This window comes from Pseudomonas sp. NY11955 (genome assembly GCF_048068035.1).
Lineage (GTDB): Bacteria > Pseudomonadota > Gammaproteobacteria > Pseudomonadales > Pseudomonadaceae > Aquipseudomonas.
In genome coordinates this window covers 13,062-30,255 of the sequence record NZ_JBLUPS010000004.1, presented here as the reverse complement: position 1 = coordinate 30,255, position 17,194 = coordinate 13,062, and the positions used below count along the sequence as shown (strand labels likewise).

Sequence of the window (17,194 nt, the reverse complement as noted above, 5' to 3'; positions counted from 1 at the left end):
CATTGCCACAATGGGATCTGTATCGGCCTCTTCGCGGGCACGCCCGCTCCCACAGGTATCTCACTGTCCTCTCAGGCGGTGATTCACCTGTGGGAGCGGGCGTGCCCGCGAAGAGGCCGGTACAGGTCTGCGGTCAATTGGCATGCTGGCGCCGATACTCCCCAGGCGTCACCCCAAATCGTGCCTTGAACGCCGTGCTGAAATAGCTCGAATCGGAGAAGCCCCAGGCGTAGCCCAGCGACGACACCTTCTGGTCCATCGCCGGGTTGCGCAGGTGCTCGGCGCAGAAGTCGAGGCGGCGGTTGCGGATGTACTGGGCAATCACCAACCCATGCTTGGCAAAGATGCGGTACAGGCTACGCATCGAGATCCCCACTTCACGGGCAATGAATTCCGGCGTGAGTTGCTCGCAGGTAATGCGTTGGTCGATCAGCGCCAGAGCCTTGCGGAACATGCGCTCATGGCTGCCGGGTACCGTGTCGTGGCTGATGGCCGGGCGCAGCAGGGCGATCAACGCATCGAGCACGGCCTGGCTTTCGTGGTCGGTCATGTGCCGGGTACGCCCCGTTTCGAGCATCATCAGCCGAGCCATGCTGGCCAGGGGGGACTGCGCCTCGATACGTTTGGCGCAGGCCACGCCGCTGCCACGGGTGCCGCTTTCTACCTGCGCGCGCGGCAGGATCAGCGACAGCTGCCGCGAGCGCTGGTGGAAGTGCATGTCCAGGGGCGCGCTGGCGTCGATCAAGGTGAGGTCGCCGGCCTGCAACTCGATGCGCGCACCCTGGTGTTCGATATGCGACGTACCGGCCATCTGCAGCACGGCATAGTAGTTGTCGGCACCGCTGGCGCGGATTTCCCGCGGGCCGCGGAACAGGTTTACCTGGGTCATGTCGACGATGCTCATGGAGATCTGGCCTGCCTGGCACTTTTCCAGCTGGCCGACAAACCCCGGGTCGAGCTTGCGGCCGTTGAAGTGGCCACAGGCTTCATTGACCTGGCTGAGCCAGGCCTGGAAACGGTCGTCGGTAACGCGGGTTGCAGGGATCATGGGGGCCTCGCACGGGTAGCGTTGAAACGGGTCGCTTGGGCGACTCTTGGTGTGTTGCTTTAAGTTTAAAATTCACTTGAATATTCAAGCAAAAAGCAGGCCCTGTAAGACGTATGAAATATATGCCTTAATCTTAAAATATTGATATTTATAAATTTAAAATTGTTTTCCGGCTTGCCAGAGCAAGGTGTGCTGAGGATTTTTGCGAGCCTCGTGCTGCAAGAATGTGCAAAAACTACCCACTGGGTGTTTCGTGGTGCCGAGCCGTGCACAGGCACAAAAAAGCCCGCTGAGCGGGCGGGCTGAAGGCACAACGCTTGCGAATATCGTCATTGGCCAAGGCCGTCGCCTATGGCAATCCCCCTGGCGCGCATGGCCTCGATCAAGCCTGCCCGCACCGTGGGCAGGTTGAGCATGCTCTGTTGGCGCACCCGGTGCACTTCCGCGCCGGTATAGGCCGGCCACTGTTCGGGCGAACTGTTACCGGCCATGCCATCGCGCGTCAGCAACCAGTTGAGCAGGTCGGCGATCTGCTGGTCGTTCAGTGCGGACTGAGAAATGCCCGGCACCCGCACCAGGAACTCGCGGCCGCCGGGCACCCGCAGGAAGTTGCCGACAAAGCCCTGCATACGCGGTGTGTCGTTGGCCGCCGAGCCTTCGCCGTGGTCACGGTGGCAGCCGGCGCACTGCAGCTGGTAGTTCACCGGCACCGAGTAGCCGGCCTGGGCAATCGGCACCGGTGCTACTTCGTTGCCGGGGGCTGGCCGCTGGTTGGGGTTTGGCAGGGTCCTGGCCTGGGCCACGGGGGCCAGCAGGCACACCACCAGCAACAGCGTCACACCGCGCATGGCGCTACACCGCCACGCCACGGATGATGGTGACGGTGCAGTTGTAGATCTTCGAGGCCGCACCCAGGCACCAGTTGATGTCGTTGTTGTTGAAAGGCCGATACAGTGGCTGTTCATCGTCATTGCGCGAGCAGGCGCACTGGCCGCAGGCGTGCTTACCGCAGCAGTCGTTGTACGAAATGATGTAGTTCTTGCCGTCGGCCGGGTTGCGGCAGGTGCCGATCCAGGTCACCAGCGACGCCTCGGTGCCGGGCGGGCAGGACGTGATCGAGCCGCCGCAGCAGGAGCACAGGAAGCCGTCGATCGAGCAGTTGCGCCAGTAGTCGCAACTGGTCGGGTCACCTGGGTCGCCCATCTTCGGTTGCTCGGCGGCCAGGGCCTTGGCGGTGCGGTCGATTGGCAGCAGCACCGGCAGTGCGGCGCCGGCGACGATCAGCGAACCCAGGCGTGCCAGTACCTTGCGCCGCGAGGTGGTGTCGGCGACGTGGCGGCTGGAGCGTTCAAACAGTTTGTCGAGAAAACTCATGGTCGGCTCCGCGGTCAGTGCTGCGCGCTGTGCTGGTGGGTGTGGGCGTGCTCGTGGTCATGGCTGTGCGCCGGGTCGCCGTGCAGGTAGTGCTGCAGGCTGGCGCTGCCCAGGTGCAGGGTTTCGAACAGGCTGTCCAGGTGCTCGCGCGAGTTGACCAGGCCTTTGGCGCGCAGGGTGCCGGCTGCGTCGATCAATACCGCATAGGGCAGTTTGCCGATCTGGTAGGTCATGCCCACTTCCGGGCCGACCACATAGCTGGCTTGCTGCAAGCCGTTGGCCTCGATCAGCGCCTGTTGCTCGGCGAAATCGCCGTCGCTGACATAGATCACTTCCAGCGAGCCGCTGTTGTCCTTGGCGATCGATTTCACCGCCGGCAGCAGCGATTTGCACACCGGGCAGCCGGGGGCGAGGAAAAACAGCAGTTGCGAACGCTCGCCGCGGTAGCCGATGTTCACCGGGCGGCCGTGGCGGTCGGCGGCAGTCACTTGTGGCGCGGGGTCGTTCACGGTGACGCCTTTGTCCACCATCAGCGCACCGGCGGGGGCGATGCGGCCATGCAGCACGCCAATCTGGCGCACCAGGGCCATGACGGTGAAGGCGACCGCGATCAGCAGCAGCCAGAGCAAAATGTTCGATGCGATAAGCAGTTGCATGGGGTTATCTCCCGGTCAATTTGGCAAGGCGCGGCTGGTTGGCCAGCAGGCCATCCACCGCGACATGAAGCAGCAGCGCCACGGCTGCCGCCGCGATCACCACGAAAATATCCAGCACACCCAGCGCGCGTTCGGCCATGGGCCACGCGGCAAGGCCGGCAAGCAGGGCGATTGCCAGGTTGCGCAGCAGCAACACCGGGCGCAGTGGCTGCGCGGCGCCGGGGCCGGAGCAACCGCAGTCGATGTCACGCCGGCCGCGCCACAGGTTCAGGCCAATGGCGCTGGCATACAGCGCCATCAGCAGGGTCACCCCCAATGCCGCACCGGTGCGCCAGGCGGGCAGCAGCAGGGCCAGGGCCAAGGCCAGTTCGATCAGTGCCAGGCTGGCTGTGGCGACGGGCGCCAGCGGCGCCGGCAGCAACTGATAGGCCCGGACAATGGTGTTGAACGCGCGCCGGTTACGCAGCTTGTGGCTGGCGGCGCTGGCCAGCAGTGCGGCGATTGCGGTGCTGCTGGCAATCACGAGGACAGGGTCGAGCATGGTCCGTTCTCCTGCTTACCAAGGGGCCAGGGTGAGCACAGGGGTGTCGGCGATCTGGTCCATGGCGCCGCTGTGCTTGCCGGTGGTGAGGTCAAAGAACTGCACGCCGCCTTCCAGGTCGGTGGCCACCAGGATCGGTGCCTTGTCGTGGCTGGCTTGCAGGCTCCACACCGGCTTGGGCGACTCCAGCGTGCCGAGTTTCTTGCCGGTCTTGAGGTCGAAGGCCCAGATGGTGGTGCTTGGGTCTTCCCATTTGCCGTCGGTGTGCTGGTCGTGCATCAGTGCATACAGGCGGTTAAGGCCCGGCGCCACGGCCAGGGCCTGCCAGCCGCCCGGTGCCCAGCCTTGTTTGCGCTCTTCGTCGCTGACCAGCGACCAGGTGGGCAGCGGTTTGGCCTTGCCGCCCTCGAAGGCCACTGGGTACACCTCGCCCTGGGTGGTGGTGAAGTAGTAAGTGTCGCCATTGGCGATGGCGCGCTCGTTGAGGCGCACTTTGTTTGGGTCGAAGAACGGCGTTTGCGTGCGCGACACTTCCTTGCCCGCGTCATCCAGGGTGACTACCAGTAGCTGGCCGTCACCGCACAGGGAGGCAAAGCTGCGCTTGCCCACCGGGTAGTTGAGCACGCAGCCACTGATCGGCACTTCACTGGCGACCTTGCGCGTCTGAGTGTCGACCACGGTTACCGAAGTCGATGGCGTCAGGTTGAAGACGTAGGCCAGCTTGTTGTCGGCGCTGACGCCCATGGCGTACTTCTCGGTCAGGGTCGAGGCGCGCTTGGCCGGCAGTACCACCTCCCAGGTCGGCTGCAGGGTCTGGGTGTCCCAGGCCACCAACACATCGGTGCGTTCGCCGTAGGTGCCGCGTGAGTAGAACAGGTTGGCCGAATACAGCGTGCGGTTGTCCGGGCTCAGCGCGGTAGGGGCAACGAAGGCGTTGGTGGTCATGCCGAGCATGCGCTTGGCCTTGGGGTCCACCACCACCACCTTGCCGGCGATGGGGTTCTTGAAGTCCACATCCAGGATGTAGACCCGGTGAGGGTCTGGCGGGAACGGCAAGGTGTTGTGGCCGATCTCTTCGGCGGGCAGGTCGGCCCGCACCGCATTGCTGCCTGCCGCCAAGGCCAAGGCCAGGGCTGCCGAGATGCTGAGCCTGTCGACGCGACGCATTGGCTATCTCCGATGTTGTTATGGTTTGTGCAGAAATCGCAGTCATCGCAGTGTGCCGCCTGGCACGCCGTGGTGATTTGGCCTGCGTGACATTCTCTTGAGGCTGCCTGACAAAACGCCGCACAGGGCTGGCAGGCGGGCAGGCGGGCGCTTGAAGATCGGCCCAGCGCCACGTTGGCGCCGCCATCCAGGAGTGCATGTCATGAGCGATATCCAGCTGTTACCCGCCGTGGTCGAGTTCCTCGCCAGGCCCCATGGCCATTTCATCGAGGGCCGCTACCAGGCGGGTGAGGCCGGGCCTTCGGTGGACATTCACGACCCGTCCAGCGGCGCGGTCATCAGCCGTGTCGCCGAGGCGAGCGCCGCCGAGGTGGCACGCGCCGTGCGCAGCGCCCGGCAAGCCTTCAAGGGCAGCTGGGCTGAAGTTTCGCCGTACCAGAAAGGCGTGGTGCTGAACCGCCTGGCCGACCTGATAGAGGCCAATGCCGAGGAGTTGGCGCAGCTGGAAACTCTGTGCTCGGGCAAGTCGATCAACCTGTCGCGCGGGCTGGAGATCGCCCAGAGCGTGGTGTTCTTGCGTTATTTCGCCGGTTGGGCGAGCAAGATCACCGGGCAGACCATGACCCCGTCGCTGCCCTCGGTGGGTGGCGAGCGTTACACCGCCTTCACCTTGCGTGAGCCGGTGGGGGTGGTGGCGGGGATCGTGCCTTGGAATTTCTCGGTGATGATCGGCATCTGGAAGATCGCGTCGGCGCTGGTCACCGGCTGCACCATCGTGGTCAAGCCCAGCGAGTTCACCCCGCTGACCCTGCTGCGCATCGCCGAACTGGCGGTCGAGGCCGGGGTGCCGGCCGGTGCGTTCAACGTGGTCAACGGGCGTGGCCAGGCGGGGCAACTGCTGATCGAGCACCCTGAAGTGGCCAAGGTGGCGTTCACCGGCTCGGTGCCGACCGGCATCGCCGTGGGCAAGGCGGCCATGGCGGCCAACCTGACCCGCGCCACGCTGGAACTGGGCGGCAAGAACGCTGCGGCGCTGCTGGCCGATGTGGATGTCGACGGTGCTGTCGCTGGCATCGTGCAAACCGCCTATGTGCACCAGGGGCAAGTGTGCGCCTCGCCAGAGCGCCTGTATGTGCACCGCAGCCGGGTGGACGAGTTCACCGGCAAGCTGGCTGCCGCGCTGGGGCAATTGAAGATTGGCTCGGCCCTGGACCCGGATGCCCAGTTCGGGCCCTTGGCCAATGCCGCGCACCTGCAGAAGATTCTTGGCTTCTTCGAGCGTGCCCGTGCCAACAATACGGTGGTGTGCGGGGCCAGGGCCGTCGAGCGGCCGGGTTACTTCGTCGAGCCCACGGTGGTGCTGGCCAAGGACGCCCAGGACCCGTTGCTGCACGAAGAAACGTTCGGCCCGATCGTTTGCGTGCTGCCGTTCGATGACGAAGCGCAGTTGCTGGAGATGATGAATGACAGCCCTTACGGGCTGACCGCCAGCCTGTGGACCAACGACTTGTCCAAGGCCCTGCGCCTGATCCCGCAGATCGAGGCGGGTACGGTGTGGGTCAACATGCACACCTTCCTCGACCCGGCGGTGCCCTTTGGTGGGACCAAGGCATCGGGGGTTGGGCGCGAGTTCGGCAGCGCGTTCATCGAGGATTACACCGAGCTCAAGTCGGTGATGATCAGGTACTGACCCGCCTACAGGCGCGCGCCGCACTTGTAGGAGCAGCCTTGTGCTGCGAAGAGGCCCGTATGAGCACAATGGTTTCTTGGGTGCTAATGGCCTCTTCGCAGCACAAGGCTGCTCCTACAACGGCGGCGTGCTTGGTGCGATGCAGTGGCGGTGTGTGATGGCATAGAATTCAGCTTTTACCCGAGCCTCGCCCCATCATGCTGCCCATCGCGCTGCTGCCGACCACCGCCGACCAGGCCCCGCTGATCCGTAACCTTTACCAGTTCTACGCCTACGAGTCGTCCGACTGGGAGCAGGAGGACGTCGAGGTGGATGGCCGCTTCTACATCCACGACGAGCACCTGCAACGCTACTGGCAGGACGACGGCTGGGGCGCCTACCTGGTGCTGGCGGACGGTTTCATCGCCGGCTTCGTGCTGGTCGAGCGCAGCGAGCTACCGAGCATCCATGCACGGGAGCTGGCCGACCTGTTCATCCTGAAAAAGTACCGTCGTCAGGGCATCGGCCAGGCAGTGGCGTTGCAGTTGCTGAGCGGCGAGGGCGACTGGCTGTTGCGCTGCTACGCGCAGGACCCGCCTGCGGTGGCGTTCTGCAACGCCGTGCTGGCGAACCTGTCGCGCCCGGCACAGGCAATTGCATTGGACGATGAGCCTGATCTGCTCAATTTCCTGGTCAGTGGCGCCCGCCATTGAGGGTTTGCCAGCCTTCGTTCGTCCTTGCATTGAGGGAAAGCGACTTTTTTGTGACCTACTTCACAAAATCGTCACGAGCGGCATAATGCCATCAACGCTTTCCATGACCCGGCCACTGCATGCCGGGGCTCCTTTTCATGCGCTTCGAAGGTTCAGGTAAAGTTCATGTCGCTAGCTGCAAACCCCGACATCATGTACCGGCTGTTGATCCAGAGCGTGGTGGATTATGCCATCTACCTGCTCACCCCCGAGGGTATCGTTGCCAATTGGAACCCCGGCGCCCAGCGCGCCAAGGGCTACCATGCCGAAGAAATCGTCGGCCAGCATTACTCGTTGTTCTACACCGATGCCGAGCGTGCGGCCGGGTTGCCAGCGCTCAACCTGGAGCAGGCGCGCAGCACCGGGCGTTTTGAAGAAATGGGTTCGCGCTTGCGCAAGGACGGCACGGCCTTCCACGCCCATGTGGTGATCGAAGCGGTGCACGACGATGCCGGGCAACTGGTGGGGTTCGCCAAGGTCACCCGCGACATTTCCGAGCGACACCGCCAGGAACTGGAACTGCTGCAGGCCAAGGAACTGGCCGAGCAGTACAGCCAGGAAATGGCCAAGCTCTCGCAGTTTCTGGATTCGGTGATCGCCAACATCCCCGCCAGCGTTATTGTCCAGGACCTGGAAAGCCAGCGCATCCTGTTGGCCAACCAGCAGGCCGAACGCCTGTTCGGTGGGCCGCAGCGCAGCATGATCGGGCAGTTGCCTGGCGAGTGCCTGGCACCGGCTGCCGCCGACTACCTGGAACAGCAATTGGCCCGCGGTGCCCGCAGCACCAAGGGCCATGCCGCCGAAACCCGCGTTGACACCGCCCGCGGTCCCCGCACCCTGCGCAGCCGTACATTGCTGAGCCAGAACCGCGAGGGCCAGACCGATTACGTATTGTTCGTTGCCGAAGATGCCACCGAGGAGCTGGCCGCCCATGCGCAGATCCACCACATGGCCCACCACGATGCGCTGACCGGGCTGCCCAATCGCACGCTGTTCAACGAACGTCTGCGTCAGGCTCTGCTGCGCGGTAGCGAAAATGCCAAGCAGACCGCCGCACTGTGCCTGGACCTGGATAACTTCAAGAACATCAACGACTCCCTTGGCCATGCCTTTGGTGACAAGCTGCTACGCGAGTTGGGCAAGCGCTTGCGCCGCGAGCTGCGCGAGCACGACACCCTGGCCCGCCTGGGCGGTGACGAGTTTGCCGTGGTGCTGACCGGCCTGGAGGGGCGGGATGCCGCGTGCAACACCGCGCAGCGCCTGATCAATGCCATCAGCCCGCCGTTCCAGATCGAGGGCCACCAGTTCAGCGTGGGGGTGAGCATTGGCATCGCCATCGCCCCGGATGACAACGACCAGGCCGAGCAACTGCTCGGCTACGCCGACATGGCGCTGTACGAAGCCAAGCGCAACGGCCGTAACCGTTACGAGTGCTTCGAGGTGGAGCTGGACGTCGCCGCTCGCCAGCGCCGCCTGGTGGAAACCGACTTGCGCACCGCGTTGCACCTGGGCCAGTTGCAGCTGCATTACCAGCCGGTAGTCGACCAGCAGACCAGCAGCGTTACCGGTTATGAGGCGTTGCTGCGCTGGGAGCACCCGACCCGTGGCATGGTCATGCCCATGGACTTCATCCCCATCGCCGAAGAAACCGGGTTGATCCACGAGCTGGGCACCCGTGCACTGAACCTGGCGTGCCAGGAAGCGGCCAGTTGGGACAGCGAGCAGACCGTATCGGTCAACCTGTCGGCGGTGCAGTTCAAAAATGGCAACCTTGTGCATATCGTCGCGCTGGCGCTGGCCGACTCGGGCTTGGTGCCTCAGCGGCTGGAGCTGGAAATCACCGAGTCGGTGCTGTTGGGCAACAGCGAGGAAAACGTGCGCACCTTGCGGGCGCTGAAAGACCTGGGCGTGTCCATTTCGCTGGACGACTTTGGCACGGGTTACTCGTCGCTGGGCTACTTGCGTTCGTTCCCGTTCGACCGGATCAAGATCGACAAGTCGTTCGTGCATGACATGTGCGACAGCCGCGAAGCGATGTCGATCATCCGCGCCATTACCGAACTGTCCAACAGCCTGATGATCAAGACCACGGCTGAAGGGGTGGAGTCGGAAGAGCAGATGCTGCGGTTGGCGGCGGAGGGGTGTTCGCACTTCCAGGGCTACCTGTACGGGCGGCCGGCGCCGGCGAGCGAGCGGTTGAAGCAGGTCACTACGCAGCTTTAATGGTTTGTGCGGTCCCTTGCGGGGAGCTCAAAAGCTAAACGCTTATGCAATTCTTGTGGGAGCGGGCACGCCCGCGAACACCGGCGCAGCCGGTGCCAGTCACCGCGTTGATTTCTTCGCGGGCACGCCCGCTCCCACACGTTTTCTGCGTGACTCAGCTGTTCCAGTCTGGCGCAAACGCCGGGCTCACCACGCGCTGATCCTTCGGCAGCCCGGCAATGGCCGCGCGGTCTTGTTCATCCAGCTGTACGTTCAACGCTGCCAGGTTGGCCAACTGGTTTTCACGGCTGCTGGCCTTGGGGATCGCTGCCACGCCGTCCTGGTCCAGTAGCCATTTCAGCGCCACCTGACTGGGCAGTACCCCATGCTTGCGGGCAATCGCCTGGATCACCGGCTGCGCCGCCGCCTGGCCGCGTGCCAGCGGGGTGTAGGCGGTGAGCAACAGGTCGTGGCTGCGGGCGTAGTCCAGCAGCGGTTGCTGGCCGAGCAACACATGGTATTCCACCTGGATCGCCGACAACGGTGCGCCCAGGGTTTCCACCACCTGGCGCAGCAGCCCCAACGGGAAGTTGGCCACGCCAATGTGGCGCGTCTTGCCCTCGTCACGCAGGGCTACCAGGGTGTCGATACTGCGCGCCAGGTCCCAGTCCTTGCCGGGCCAGTGGATGTGGAACAGGTCGACCTGCTCGGTACCCAGCGCGCGTAGGCTGTCTTCCAGCGACTGGCGCATGGCCTTGGGCTCCAGGCGGTCCCACCACACTTTGGTGGTCAGGTGGATCTGCTCGCGTGGCACGTCGCTGTCGCGCAGCGCCTGGCCGACGGCCGCTTCGTTCTCGTAGGCAGTGGCGGTGTCGATGTGCCGGTAACCCACGTCCAGTGCCTGATGCACGGCTTGGGTGCATTCGCTGCCGGTCATGGGCCAGGTGCCCAGGCCGATTGCAGGCAAGTTCAGGCCGTTACGGGTGGTGAGCCTTTGCATGTAAATTCCTTGTAGGTGTGCGGGGGTGGCTCGATGGTCGGTGATCAACAGCGCACGGGCCATGTGCACGATGGGGAAAGTGGTCGATTAGCGAACGGTAATTGCAGCTGGCATGGACAAGCGGCAAATGAACTTCCTTATCCTGCGGCATCTCTTCTAGAATTCGAGCTGTTGCATCCGCCAGGCCGCGCCTGCGCGGCCTTCCCTGGGCCCGGCATGCCGCCGCGCCGTCATCGAGAGAGCCATGAGTTCCAGCACACCGCTGTCCGGCGTCAACCAACCCCTGCGCGGTATCGCCCTGGTGGTGGTGGCGACGTTCCTGTTTGCCAGCCACGATGCCTTGTCCAAGTTCCTCGGTGGCCTGTACCCGATTGTCATGGTGGTGTGGGCGCGTTATGTGGTGCATACATTGCTGATGGCCGGCATCTTCCTGCCCAAGTCTGGCCTCAACGTATTGCGCACCCGTCGGCCAGTACTGCAGACCTTGCGGGCCCTGAGCCTGCTGAGCACCAGCCTGCTGTTCACTAGCGGCTTGCAGTACCTGCCGCTGGCCGAGGCCACGGCGGTCAACTTCCTTGCCCCGGTGCTGGTCACCGCGCTGTCGGCGCCGCTGTTGAAAGAGCGGGTGACGGTGGGGCAGTGGGTGGCGGTGGTGATGGGGTTCATCGGCGTGCTGGTGGTGGTGCACCCGGGTGGGGCGATGTTTACCCCGGCCATTCTGTACCCGTTCGGTTCGGCGTTGGGCTTCTGCTTTTATCAGTTGTTGACGCGCATCCTCGCCGCGTATGACAGCCCGACCACCAGCAACTTCTATGCAGGGCTGTGCAACACGTTGGCAATGAGTGCACTGGTGCCGTTCTTCTGGGAGGTGCCGCGTTGGGACCATGCCCTGCTGATGCTGGCACTGGGCGGCTTCGGCATGTCCGCACACCTGCTGCTGACCCAAGCCTTCCGCCATGCGGCGCCGGCATTGCTGGCACCGTTCAGCTATTGCCAGATCGTATTTGCCGGGTTGCTTGGGTTGGTCTTCTATCGGCAGGTGCCGGACACCCTGAGCCTGGTGGGTATTTCAGTGATCTGCCTCAGTGGGTTGGGGGCGGCCTGGATGCAGCGGCGCCAGTAGGAGCAGCCTTGTGCTGCGAAAGGGCCGTTACGGCCATTGGAAATGGAGCGGTCGTACTGGCCTCTTCGCAGCACAAGGCTGCTCCTACAGGTGACGCGCAGGCCTGACAGAGCCAGCCTATCAGCGCTCTATAGCCACTCTATTAGAACTCTGCCCAAGCTCGACTAGTCTTTCCCGTGGCCCCGCGAATTCCGCGACCGGGCGGCGTGTCAGCACCTGTGTGCAAGGCTACGCCAACCCGCCGTGACAGCTTCGCAAGCCCCGTGTAGACCTGATGAGGGGTGGCACGAGCCCACATGCTCGGCTGAAAGAACACCTGGCATAGACCGGAAATCTGGATAACCGACCCAAAGGTACCCGCAGATGTCGAACGAATCGAAATGCCCGTTCCATCAAACCGCAGGTGGCGGCACCACCAACCGTGACTGGTGGCCTGACCAGCTCAACCTGAGAATTCTCCACCAGCATTCCTCGAAGTCCAGCCCCGACCCGGACTTCGACTATGCCAAGGCGTTCAAGAGCCTCGACTTCCAGGCCCTGAAGAAAGACCTGACCGCCCTGATGACCGACTCGCAGGACTGGTGGCCGGCCGACTTCGGCCACTACGGCCCGCTGTTCATCCGCATGGCCTGGCACAGCGCCGGCACCTACCGCATTGGCGATGGCCGCGGCGGCGCGGGCTCTGGTCAGCAACGTTTCGCCCCGCTCAACAGCTGGCCGGACAACGTCAGCCTGGACAAGGCACGGCGCTTGCTGTGGCCGATCAAGCAGAAGTACGGCAACAAGATTTCCTGGGCCGACCTGATCGTGCTCACCGGCAACGTTGCCCTGGAGTCCATGGGTTTCAAGACGTTCGGCTTCTCCGGCGGACGCGCCGATGTGTGGGAACCGGACGAAGATGTGTACTGGGGCTCGGAAAAGGTCTGGCTGGGCGGCGATACCCGCTATGGCAAGGATCAGGTCAAGGCGCAGCCGCCAGGCCAGGGTGACCTGGTGGCCGAACCGGCCAAGCATGGTGAAGAGCAGAATCGCGACCTGTCGGCCGAGCGGAACCTGGAAAACCCGCTGGCCGCCGTGCAGATGGGCCTGATTTATGTGAACCCCGAGGGCCCGGAAGGCGAGCCCGACCCGGTGAAATCGGGCAAGGATATTCGCGAAACCTTCGGCCGCATGGCCATGAACGATGAAGAAACCGTTGCGCTGATTGCTGGTGGCCACGCGTTCGGCAAGACCCACGGCGCTGGCCCTGCCGACAACGTCGGCCCGGAGCCGGAAGCAGCTGGCCTTGAGCTGCAGGGCCTGGGCTGGGCCAACAAGTTCGGCAGCGGCAAGGGTGGGGATGCCATCACCAGCGGCCTGGAGGTGATCTGGACCTCCACGCCGACGAAGTGGAGCAACGAGTACCTGAATAACCTGTTCAACTTCGACTGGGAACTGACCAAGAGCCCTGCGGGCGCACACCAGTGGCGGCCAAAAGAGGGCAAAGGCGCGGGAACGGTGCCAGATGCCCACGACCCGGGCAAAAAGCATGCCCCGTCCATGTTGACCTCTGACTTGGCGCTGCGCTTCGACCCGATCTACGAGCCGATCGCCCGCCGCTTCAAGGACAACCCTGACCAGCTGGCGGATGCCTTCGCCCGTGCCTGGTACAAGCTGATCCACCGCGACATGGGCCCGCTGGCGCGCTACCTGGGCCCGGAAATGCCCAATGAAGAGTTGCTGTGGCAAGACCCCTTGCCCAAAGCCGATCCAGCCACGCTCAACGAGCAAGACATTGCCGGCCTCAAATCCAAGGTCCTGGCCTCGGGCTTGAGTGTGGGCGAGCTGGTCTCCACTGCCTGGGCATCTGCATCAACCTTCCGTGGCTCCGACAAGCGTGGTGGGGCCAATGGCGCCCGCTTGCGCCTGGCGCCGCAGAAGGGCTGGGCTGCCAACCAGGGTGTGGACAAGGTGCTGGCGGCACTGGAGAAAATCCAAGGCGAGTTCAACAACGGCGGCAAGAAAGTCTCCCTGGCCGACCTGATTGTGCTGGCGGGTACCGCAGCTGTTGAAAAGGCCGCCAAGGATGCCGGTTACAGTGGCAGCGTGGGCTTCCGCCCGGGCCGGGTCGATGCGTCTCAGGCGCAGACCGACGTCGAGTCGTTCGCGGTACTGGAGCCGCTGGCCGATGGTTTCCGCAACTTCACCAAGGCCCGCTACAGCGTCAAGGCCGAGAAGCTGTTGTTGGACAAGGCCCAGTTGCTGACCCTGACCGCGCCGGAGCTGACCGTGCTGATTGGCGGCCTGCGTGTGCTTGGCGCCAACCATGGCGGCAGCAAGCTGGGTGTGTTCACCGACAAGCCCGGTACCCTGAGCAACGACTTCTTCCGCAACCTGCTGGACATGGGCGTGGAGTGGAAGCCGACTTCGGCGGACAACGAAACCTTTGAAGGCCGCGACCGCAAGACCGGGCAGGTGAAGTGGAGCGGTAGCCGGGTCGACTTGGTGTTTGGTTCGCATGCCCAGTTGCGGGCGTTGAGCGAGGTGTATGGCAGCAGTGATGGCGGTGACAAGTTCGTGCGGGACTTTGTCGCGGCTTGGCAGAAGGTCATGGAGCTGGACCGCTTTGATTTGAAATAGCAACGCTGGTAATTGGGGGCGCTTTGCGCCCCATTCGCGGCACAAGGCCGCTCCTACAGGTCTTGCGCAGGCCATGAAGGCTGCGTTGGACCTGTGGGAGCGGCCTTGTGCCGCGAATGGGCTGCAAAGCAGCCCTCAGGGCCAATGGCGATCCCGCCAATTCCAGGTCGGATAGATACAAAAGCGTCCTCGTCGGTTCTGTTGCAATGCTTCTCAGGCGGCCGGCCTGAACAGCGTGCTCACAACGACAAGGAACCCCGACCATGCAAATGCCCAAGACCCTGAAAATCCGCAATGGCGACAAGGTGCAGCCAACCTTTTCCGCTCAGGAATACGCTGCCCGCCACGCTCGGCTGCGGGCCTACATGGCCGAGCAGGACATCGAGGCGGCCATTTTTACCTCGTACCATAACGTCAACTACTACAGCGATTTCCTCTACTGCTCGTTCGGTCGCCCCTACGCGCTGGTGATCACCCAGGACAAGGTGGTCTCGATCAGCGCCAACATCGATGGCGGGCAACCCTGGCGGCGCACGGTCGGCACCGACAACATCGTCTACACCGACTGGCAGCGCGACAACTACTTCGTCGCGATCCAGCAGGCGTTGCCGCTGGCCTCGCGCATCGGCGTGGAGCATGACCACCTCAATCTGCAGAACTACGGCAAACTCGCCGCCTGCTACCCCAAGGCCGAGTTGGTGGACATCGGCGCGCCGTGCATGCGCATGCGCATGATCAAGTCGGCCGAGGAGCAGGCACTGATCCGTCATGGTGCGCAGGTGGCCGATATCGGCGGGGCGGCGGTGGTCGAGGCCCTGCGTGAGCATGTGCCCGAGTTCGAGGTGGCGCTGCATGCCACCCAGGCGATGGTGCGGGAAATTGCCAAGCGCTTCCCGGACGCCGAACTGATGGACACCTGGACCTGGTTCCAGTCCGGGCTCAATACCGATGGCGCACACAACCCGGTGACCAGCCGTCGGGTGGCCAAGGGCGAGATCCTCAGCCTCAACTGCTTCCCGATGATCGCCGGCTATTACACCGCGCTAGAGCGTACGCTGTTCCTCGATCACTGCCCGGACGAGTACCTGCACCTGTGGCAGGCCAACGTCGAAGTGCACGAAGCCGGGCTGAAACTGGTGCGCCCGGGTATGCGCTGCAGCGATATCGCTCGTGAACTGAACGAGGTCTTCCTGCGCCACGACCTGCTGCAATACCGCACCTTCGGCTATGGCCACTCGTTCGGCACCTTGAGCCACTACTATGGCCGCGAAGCGGGGCTGGAGCTGCGCGAGGACATCGATACGGTGCTGGAACCGGGCATGGTGGTGTCGATCGAGCCGATGATCATGCTGCCCGAAGGGCGGCCGGGGGCGGGGGGCTATCGCGAGCATGACATCCTGATCGTCAACGACAATGGCGCCGAGAACATCACCCAGTTCCCGTACGGGCCGGAGCACAACATCATTCGCAAGTAAGCATCGGCGTCGCCTGCTTCGCGGCTAAAGCCGCTCCCACAGCAGCACCTGTAGTGGTCCGCGTGGGAGCGGCCTTGGCCGCGAAGGGGCCAGCCCAGACAACAAAAATATCACTGTATGACCACCAGACCCTGCCTCCAATTAAAAGAACCAGAGGGTACCCGTCATGTCCAGCACCACCCTTGACCCATCCGCTGTCACCGGCCCCGCGCACAACGCCGAACGCCAAGCCCTGCGCAAGGCCGCCCGGGCCAGCTTCATGGGCAACTTCGTCGAGTGGTTCGACTACGCCGCCTACGGCTACCTGGCCACCATCATTGCCGCCACCTTCTTCCCGCAGACCGACAAGACCACTGGCCTGCTGGCGACCTTCGCGGTATTCGCCCTGTCGTTCCTGGTACGCCCGCTGGGTGGCATTGTCTGGGGCCACTTCGGCGACCGCCATGGCCGACGCAACGCGCTGTCGTGGTCGATTCTGATCATGTCGGTGTCCACGTTCTGCATCGGCCTGCTGCCCGGTTATGCGCAAATCGGCCTGTGGGCGCCGGGCTTGTTGCTATTGATACGCCTGGTGCAGGGCTTTTCCGCCTCGGGCGAATACGCCGGCGCCGCAGCGTTCCTGGCCGAATATGCACCACCCAGCCGGCGTGGCTTGTACACCAGCATCGTGCCGGCCAGCACGGCAGCGGGGCTGCTGTTCGGTGCGGCGTTCGTCGCGGTGCTGCACGAGTTGCTCAGTAGCGAAGCCTTGCATGAGTGGGGCTGGCGCCTGCCGTTCCTGTTGGCGGCGCCGTTCGGCCTGGTGGGCCGCTATATCCGCATGAGCTTGCAGGACACGCCCAAGTTCCTGGAGATGGAGCAGCGCCTGGAACACAAGGCCTGCATGGCACCGACGCCGCTGCGCGAACTGCTGGGGCAACACCGGCGCAGCTTGGCCATCGGCATTGGCGTAACCTGCCTGAATGCGGTGGCGTTCTACCTGCTGCTGAGCTATATGCCGACCTATCTGTCCAGTGAAATGGGCATGAGCGAGCGGGATTCGTTCATCGCCTCGACGGTGTCGTTGGCTACCTATATCGGCTTGATCTTCCTGATGGGGCGGCTGTCCGACCAGTTTGGCCGCAAGACCATGCTGGTGGTGGCTTCGCTGTTGTTCCTGGGGTTGACCGTGCCGTTGTTCCGCCTGCTTGATGGGCAACCGCTGTTGGTGATTCTGGCTATCCAGATTCTTTTCGGGGCGATGTTGGCGATGAACGACGGGACTTTACCGTGCCTGCTGGCGGAAATCTTCCCGACCCGGGTGCGCTTCAGTGGCTTTGCCCTGAGCTTCAATCTGGCCAATGCGCTGTTTGGCGGGACCGCACCGTTCATTGCCACCTGGCTGATTCAGGTGACAGGCAGCAAGCTGGCGCCGGCGGGGTATTTGCTGGCGGCAGCATTGGTGGCGCTGGTGGCCATGTTGATGTGCCGGGAAACGGCCCACACGGCCCTGGAGGATTGATCAACCTTTACCGCCCTCTTCGCGGGCGTGCCCGCGAAGAGGCCGGTATAGGCAAGGTAAATTCTGA

At 63.6% G+C, this 17,194-nt stretch carries 14 protein-coding genes; 7 read left to right on the top strand and 7 right to left on the bottom strand.

The window, feature by feature from the left end; all coding sequences use genetic code 11:
- Positions 1 to 133: 133 nt before the first annotated feature.
- The 6 genes from feaR to ACNFBR_RS08655 form a co-directional block, all read right to left on the bottom strand.
- The gene (feaR, locus tag ACNFBR_RS08680) at positions 134 to 1,048 is read right to left on the bottom strand and encodes a transcriptional regulator FeaR (RefSeq protein WP_416734533.1); all 915 of its coding nucleotides are present in this window, start codon (positions 1,046 to 1,048) and stop codon (positions 134 to 136) included.
- Between the two features lie 329 nt (positions 1,049 to 1,377).
- A complete protein-coding gene (locus tag ACNFBR_RS08675) occupies positions 1,378 to 1,896 on the bottom strand; it encodes a cytochrome C (RefSeq protein WP_416734532.1) in 519 nt (172 codons plus the stop codon).
- Positions 1,897 to 1,900: 4 nt separating this feature from the next.
- A complete protein-coding gene (locus tag ACNFBR_RS08670) occupies positions 1,901 to 2,422 on the bottom strand; it encodes a methylamine dehydrogenase light chain (RefSeq protein WP_012271870.1) in 522 nt (173 codons plus the stop codon).
- A 14-nt stretch (positions 2,423 to 2,436) separates the two neighbouring features.
- Complete coding sequence (gene mauD / locus ACNFBR_RS08665; RefSeq protein ID WP_416734531.1) at positions 2,437 to 3,078, bottom strand: methylamine dehydrogenase accessory protein MauD; 642 nt, start codon at positions 3,076 to 3,078, stop codon at positions 2,437 to 2,439.
- A 4-nt stretch (positions 3,079 to 3,082) separates the two neighbouring features.
- Entirely contained in the window at positions 3,083 to 3,619 is a 537-nt protein-coding gene (locus ACNFBR_RS08660) for a MauE/DoxX family redox-associated membrane protein (RefSeq protein WP_416734530.1), read from the bottom strand.
- A gap of 15 nt (positions 3,620 to 3,634) precedes the next feature.
- Entirely contained in the window at positions 3,635 to 4,786 is a 1,152-nt protein-coding gene (locus tag ACNFBR_RS08655) for an amine dehydrogenase large subunit (RefSeq protein ID WP_416734529.1), read from the bottom strand.
- Between the two features lie 202 nt (positions 4,787 to 4,988).
- Here ACNFBR_RS08655 and ACNFBR_RS08650 point away from each other — a divergent pair, with 202 nt between their 5' ends.
- The 3 genes from ACNFBR_RS08650 (at position 4,989) to ACNFBR_RS08640 (ending at position 9,430) form a co-directional block, all read left to right on the top strand.
- The gene (locus tag ACNFBR_RS08650; protein WP_416734528.1) at positions 4,989 to 6,476 is read left to right on the top strand and encodes an aldehyde dehydrogenase family protein; all 1,488 of its coding nucleotides are present in this window, start codon (positions 4,989 to 4,991) and stop codon (positions 6,474 to 6,476) included.
- 197 nt (positions 6,477 to 6,673) lie between these two features.
- Entirely contained in the window at positions 6,674 to 7,168 is a 495-nt protein-coding gene (locus ACNFBR_RS08645; protein ID WP_416734527.1) for a GNAT family N-acetyltransferase, read from the top strand.
- Between the two features lie 165 nt (positions 7,169 to 7,333).
- Complete coding sequence (locus tag ACNFBR_RS08640; protein WP_416734526.1) at positions 7,334 to 9,430, top strand: putative bifunctional diguanylate cyclase/phosphodiesterase; 2,097 nt, start codon at positions 7,334 to 7,336, stop codon at positions 9,428 to 9,430.
- A 154-nt stretch (positions 9,431 to 9,584) separates the two neighbouring features.
- Here the strand turns inward: ACNFBR_RS08640 and ACNFBR_RS08635 are convergent, their stop codons facing one another.
- Positions 9,585 to 10,409 carry an aldo/keto reductase gene (locus ACNFBR_RS08635; protein ID WP_416734525.1) on the bottom strand — a complete coding sequence of 275 codons (825 nt, stop codon included), beginning with the start codon at positions 10,407 to 10,409 and terminating at the stop codon, positions 9,585 to 9,587.
- A gap of 244 nt (positions 10,410 to 10,653) precedes the next feature.
- On the opposite strand from ACNFBR_RS08635, the gene ACNFBR_RS08630 reads away from it, so the two are divergent.
- From ACNFBR_RS08630 to ACNFBR_RS08615, 4 genes are all read left to right on the top strand, one after another.
- Positions 10,654 to 11,532, top strand: coding sequence for a DMT family transporter (locus ACNFBR_RS08630; protein ID WP_416734524.1), 879 nt, complete (start codon positions 10,654 to 10,656; stop codon positions 11,530 to 11,532).
- 363 nt (positions 11,533 to 11,895) lie between these two features.
- Positions 11,896 to 14,151, top strand: coding sequence for a catalase/peroxidase HPI (gene katG / locus ACNFBR_RS08625; protein WP_416734523.1), 2,256 nt, complete (start codon positions 11,896 to 11,898; stop codon positions 14,149 to 14,151).
- Positions 14,152 to 14,414: 263 nt separating this feature from the next.
- Complete coding sequence (locus ACNFBR_RS08620; protein ID WP_416734522.1) at positions 14,415 to 15,626, top strand: M24 family metallopeptidase; 1,212 nt, start codon at positions 14,415 to 14,417, stop codon at positions 15,624 to 15,626.
- A gap of 166 nt (positions 15,627 to 15,792) precedes the next feature.
- Complete coding sequence (locus ACNFBR_RS08615; RefSeq protein WP_416734521.1) at positions 15,793 to 17,127, top strand: MFS transporter; 1,335 nt, start codon at positions 15,793 to 15,795, stop codon at positions 17,125 to 17,127.
- Positions 17,128 to 17,194 lie beyond the last annotated feature (67 nt).

What these genes read in the sequence shown, in the direction of transcription:
- katG (WP_416734523.1), top strand. Translation starts at nt 11,896, where the DNA reads ATGTCGAACGAATCGAAATGCCCGTTCCATCAAACCGCAGGTGGCGGC.
- ACNFBR_RS08615 (WP_416734521.1), top strand. Translation starts at nt 15,793, where the DNA reads ATGTCCAGCACCACCCTTGACCCATCCGCTGTCACCGGCCCCGCGCAC.
- ACNFBR_RS08645 (WP_416734527.1), top strand. Translation starts at nt 6,674, where the DNA reads ATGCTGCCCATCGCGCTGCTGCCGACCACCGCCGACCAGGCCCCGCTG.
- ACNFBR_RS08655 (WP_416734529.1), bottom strand. Translation starts at nt 4,786, where the DNA reads ATGCGTCGCGTCGACAGGCTCAGCATCTCGGCAGCCCTGGCCTTGGCC.
- ACNFBR_RS08635 (WP_416734525.1), bottom strand. Translation starts at nt 10,409, where the DNA reads ATGCAAAGGCTCACCACCCGTAACGGCCTGAACTTGCCTGCAATCGGC.
- ACNFBR_RS08640 (WP_416734526.1), top strand. Translation starts at nt 7,334, where the DNA reads ATGTCGCTAGCTGCAAACCCCGACATCATGTACCGGCTGTTGATCCAG.
- ACNFBR_RS08675 (WP_416734532.1), bottom strand. Translation starts at nt 1,896, where the DNA reads ATGCGCGGTGTGACGCTGTTGCTGGTGGTGTGCCTGCTGGCCCCCGTG.
- ACNFBR_RS08620 (WP_416734522.1), top strand. Translation starts at nt 14,415, where the DNA reads ATGCAAATGCCCAAGACCCTGAAAATCCGCAATGGCGACAAGGTGCAG.
- ACNFBR_RS08650 (WP_416734528.1), top strand. Translation starts at nt 4,989, where the DNA reads ATGAGCGATATCCAGCTGTTACCCGCCGTGGTCGAGTTCCTCGCCAGG.
- ACNFBR_RS08670 (WP_012271870.1), bottom strand. Translation starts at nt 2,422, where the DNA reads ATGAGTTTTCTCGACAAACTGTTTGAACGCTCCAGCCGCCACGTCGCC.
- mauD (WP_416734531.1), bottom strand. Translation starts at nt 3,078, where the DNA reads ATGCAACTGCTTATCGCATCGAACATTTTGCTCTGGCTGCTGCTGATC.
- ACNFBR_RS08630 (WP_416734524.1), top strand. Translation starts at nt 10,654, where the DNA reads ATGAGTTCCAGCACACCGCTGTCCGGCGTCAACCAACCCCTGCGCGGT.
- feaR (WP_416734533.1), bottom strand. Translation starts at nt 1,048, where the DNA reads ATGATCCCTGCAACCCGCGTTACCGACGACCGTTTCCAGGCCTGGCTC.
- ACNFBR_RS08660 (WP_416734530.1), bottom strand. Translation starts at nt 3,619, where the DNA reads ATGCTCGACCCTGTCCTCGTGATTGCCAGCAGCACCGCAATCGCCGCA.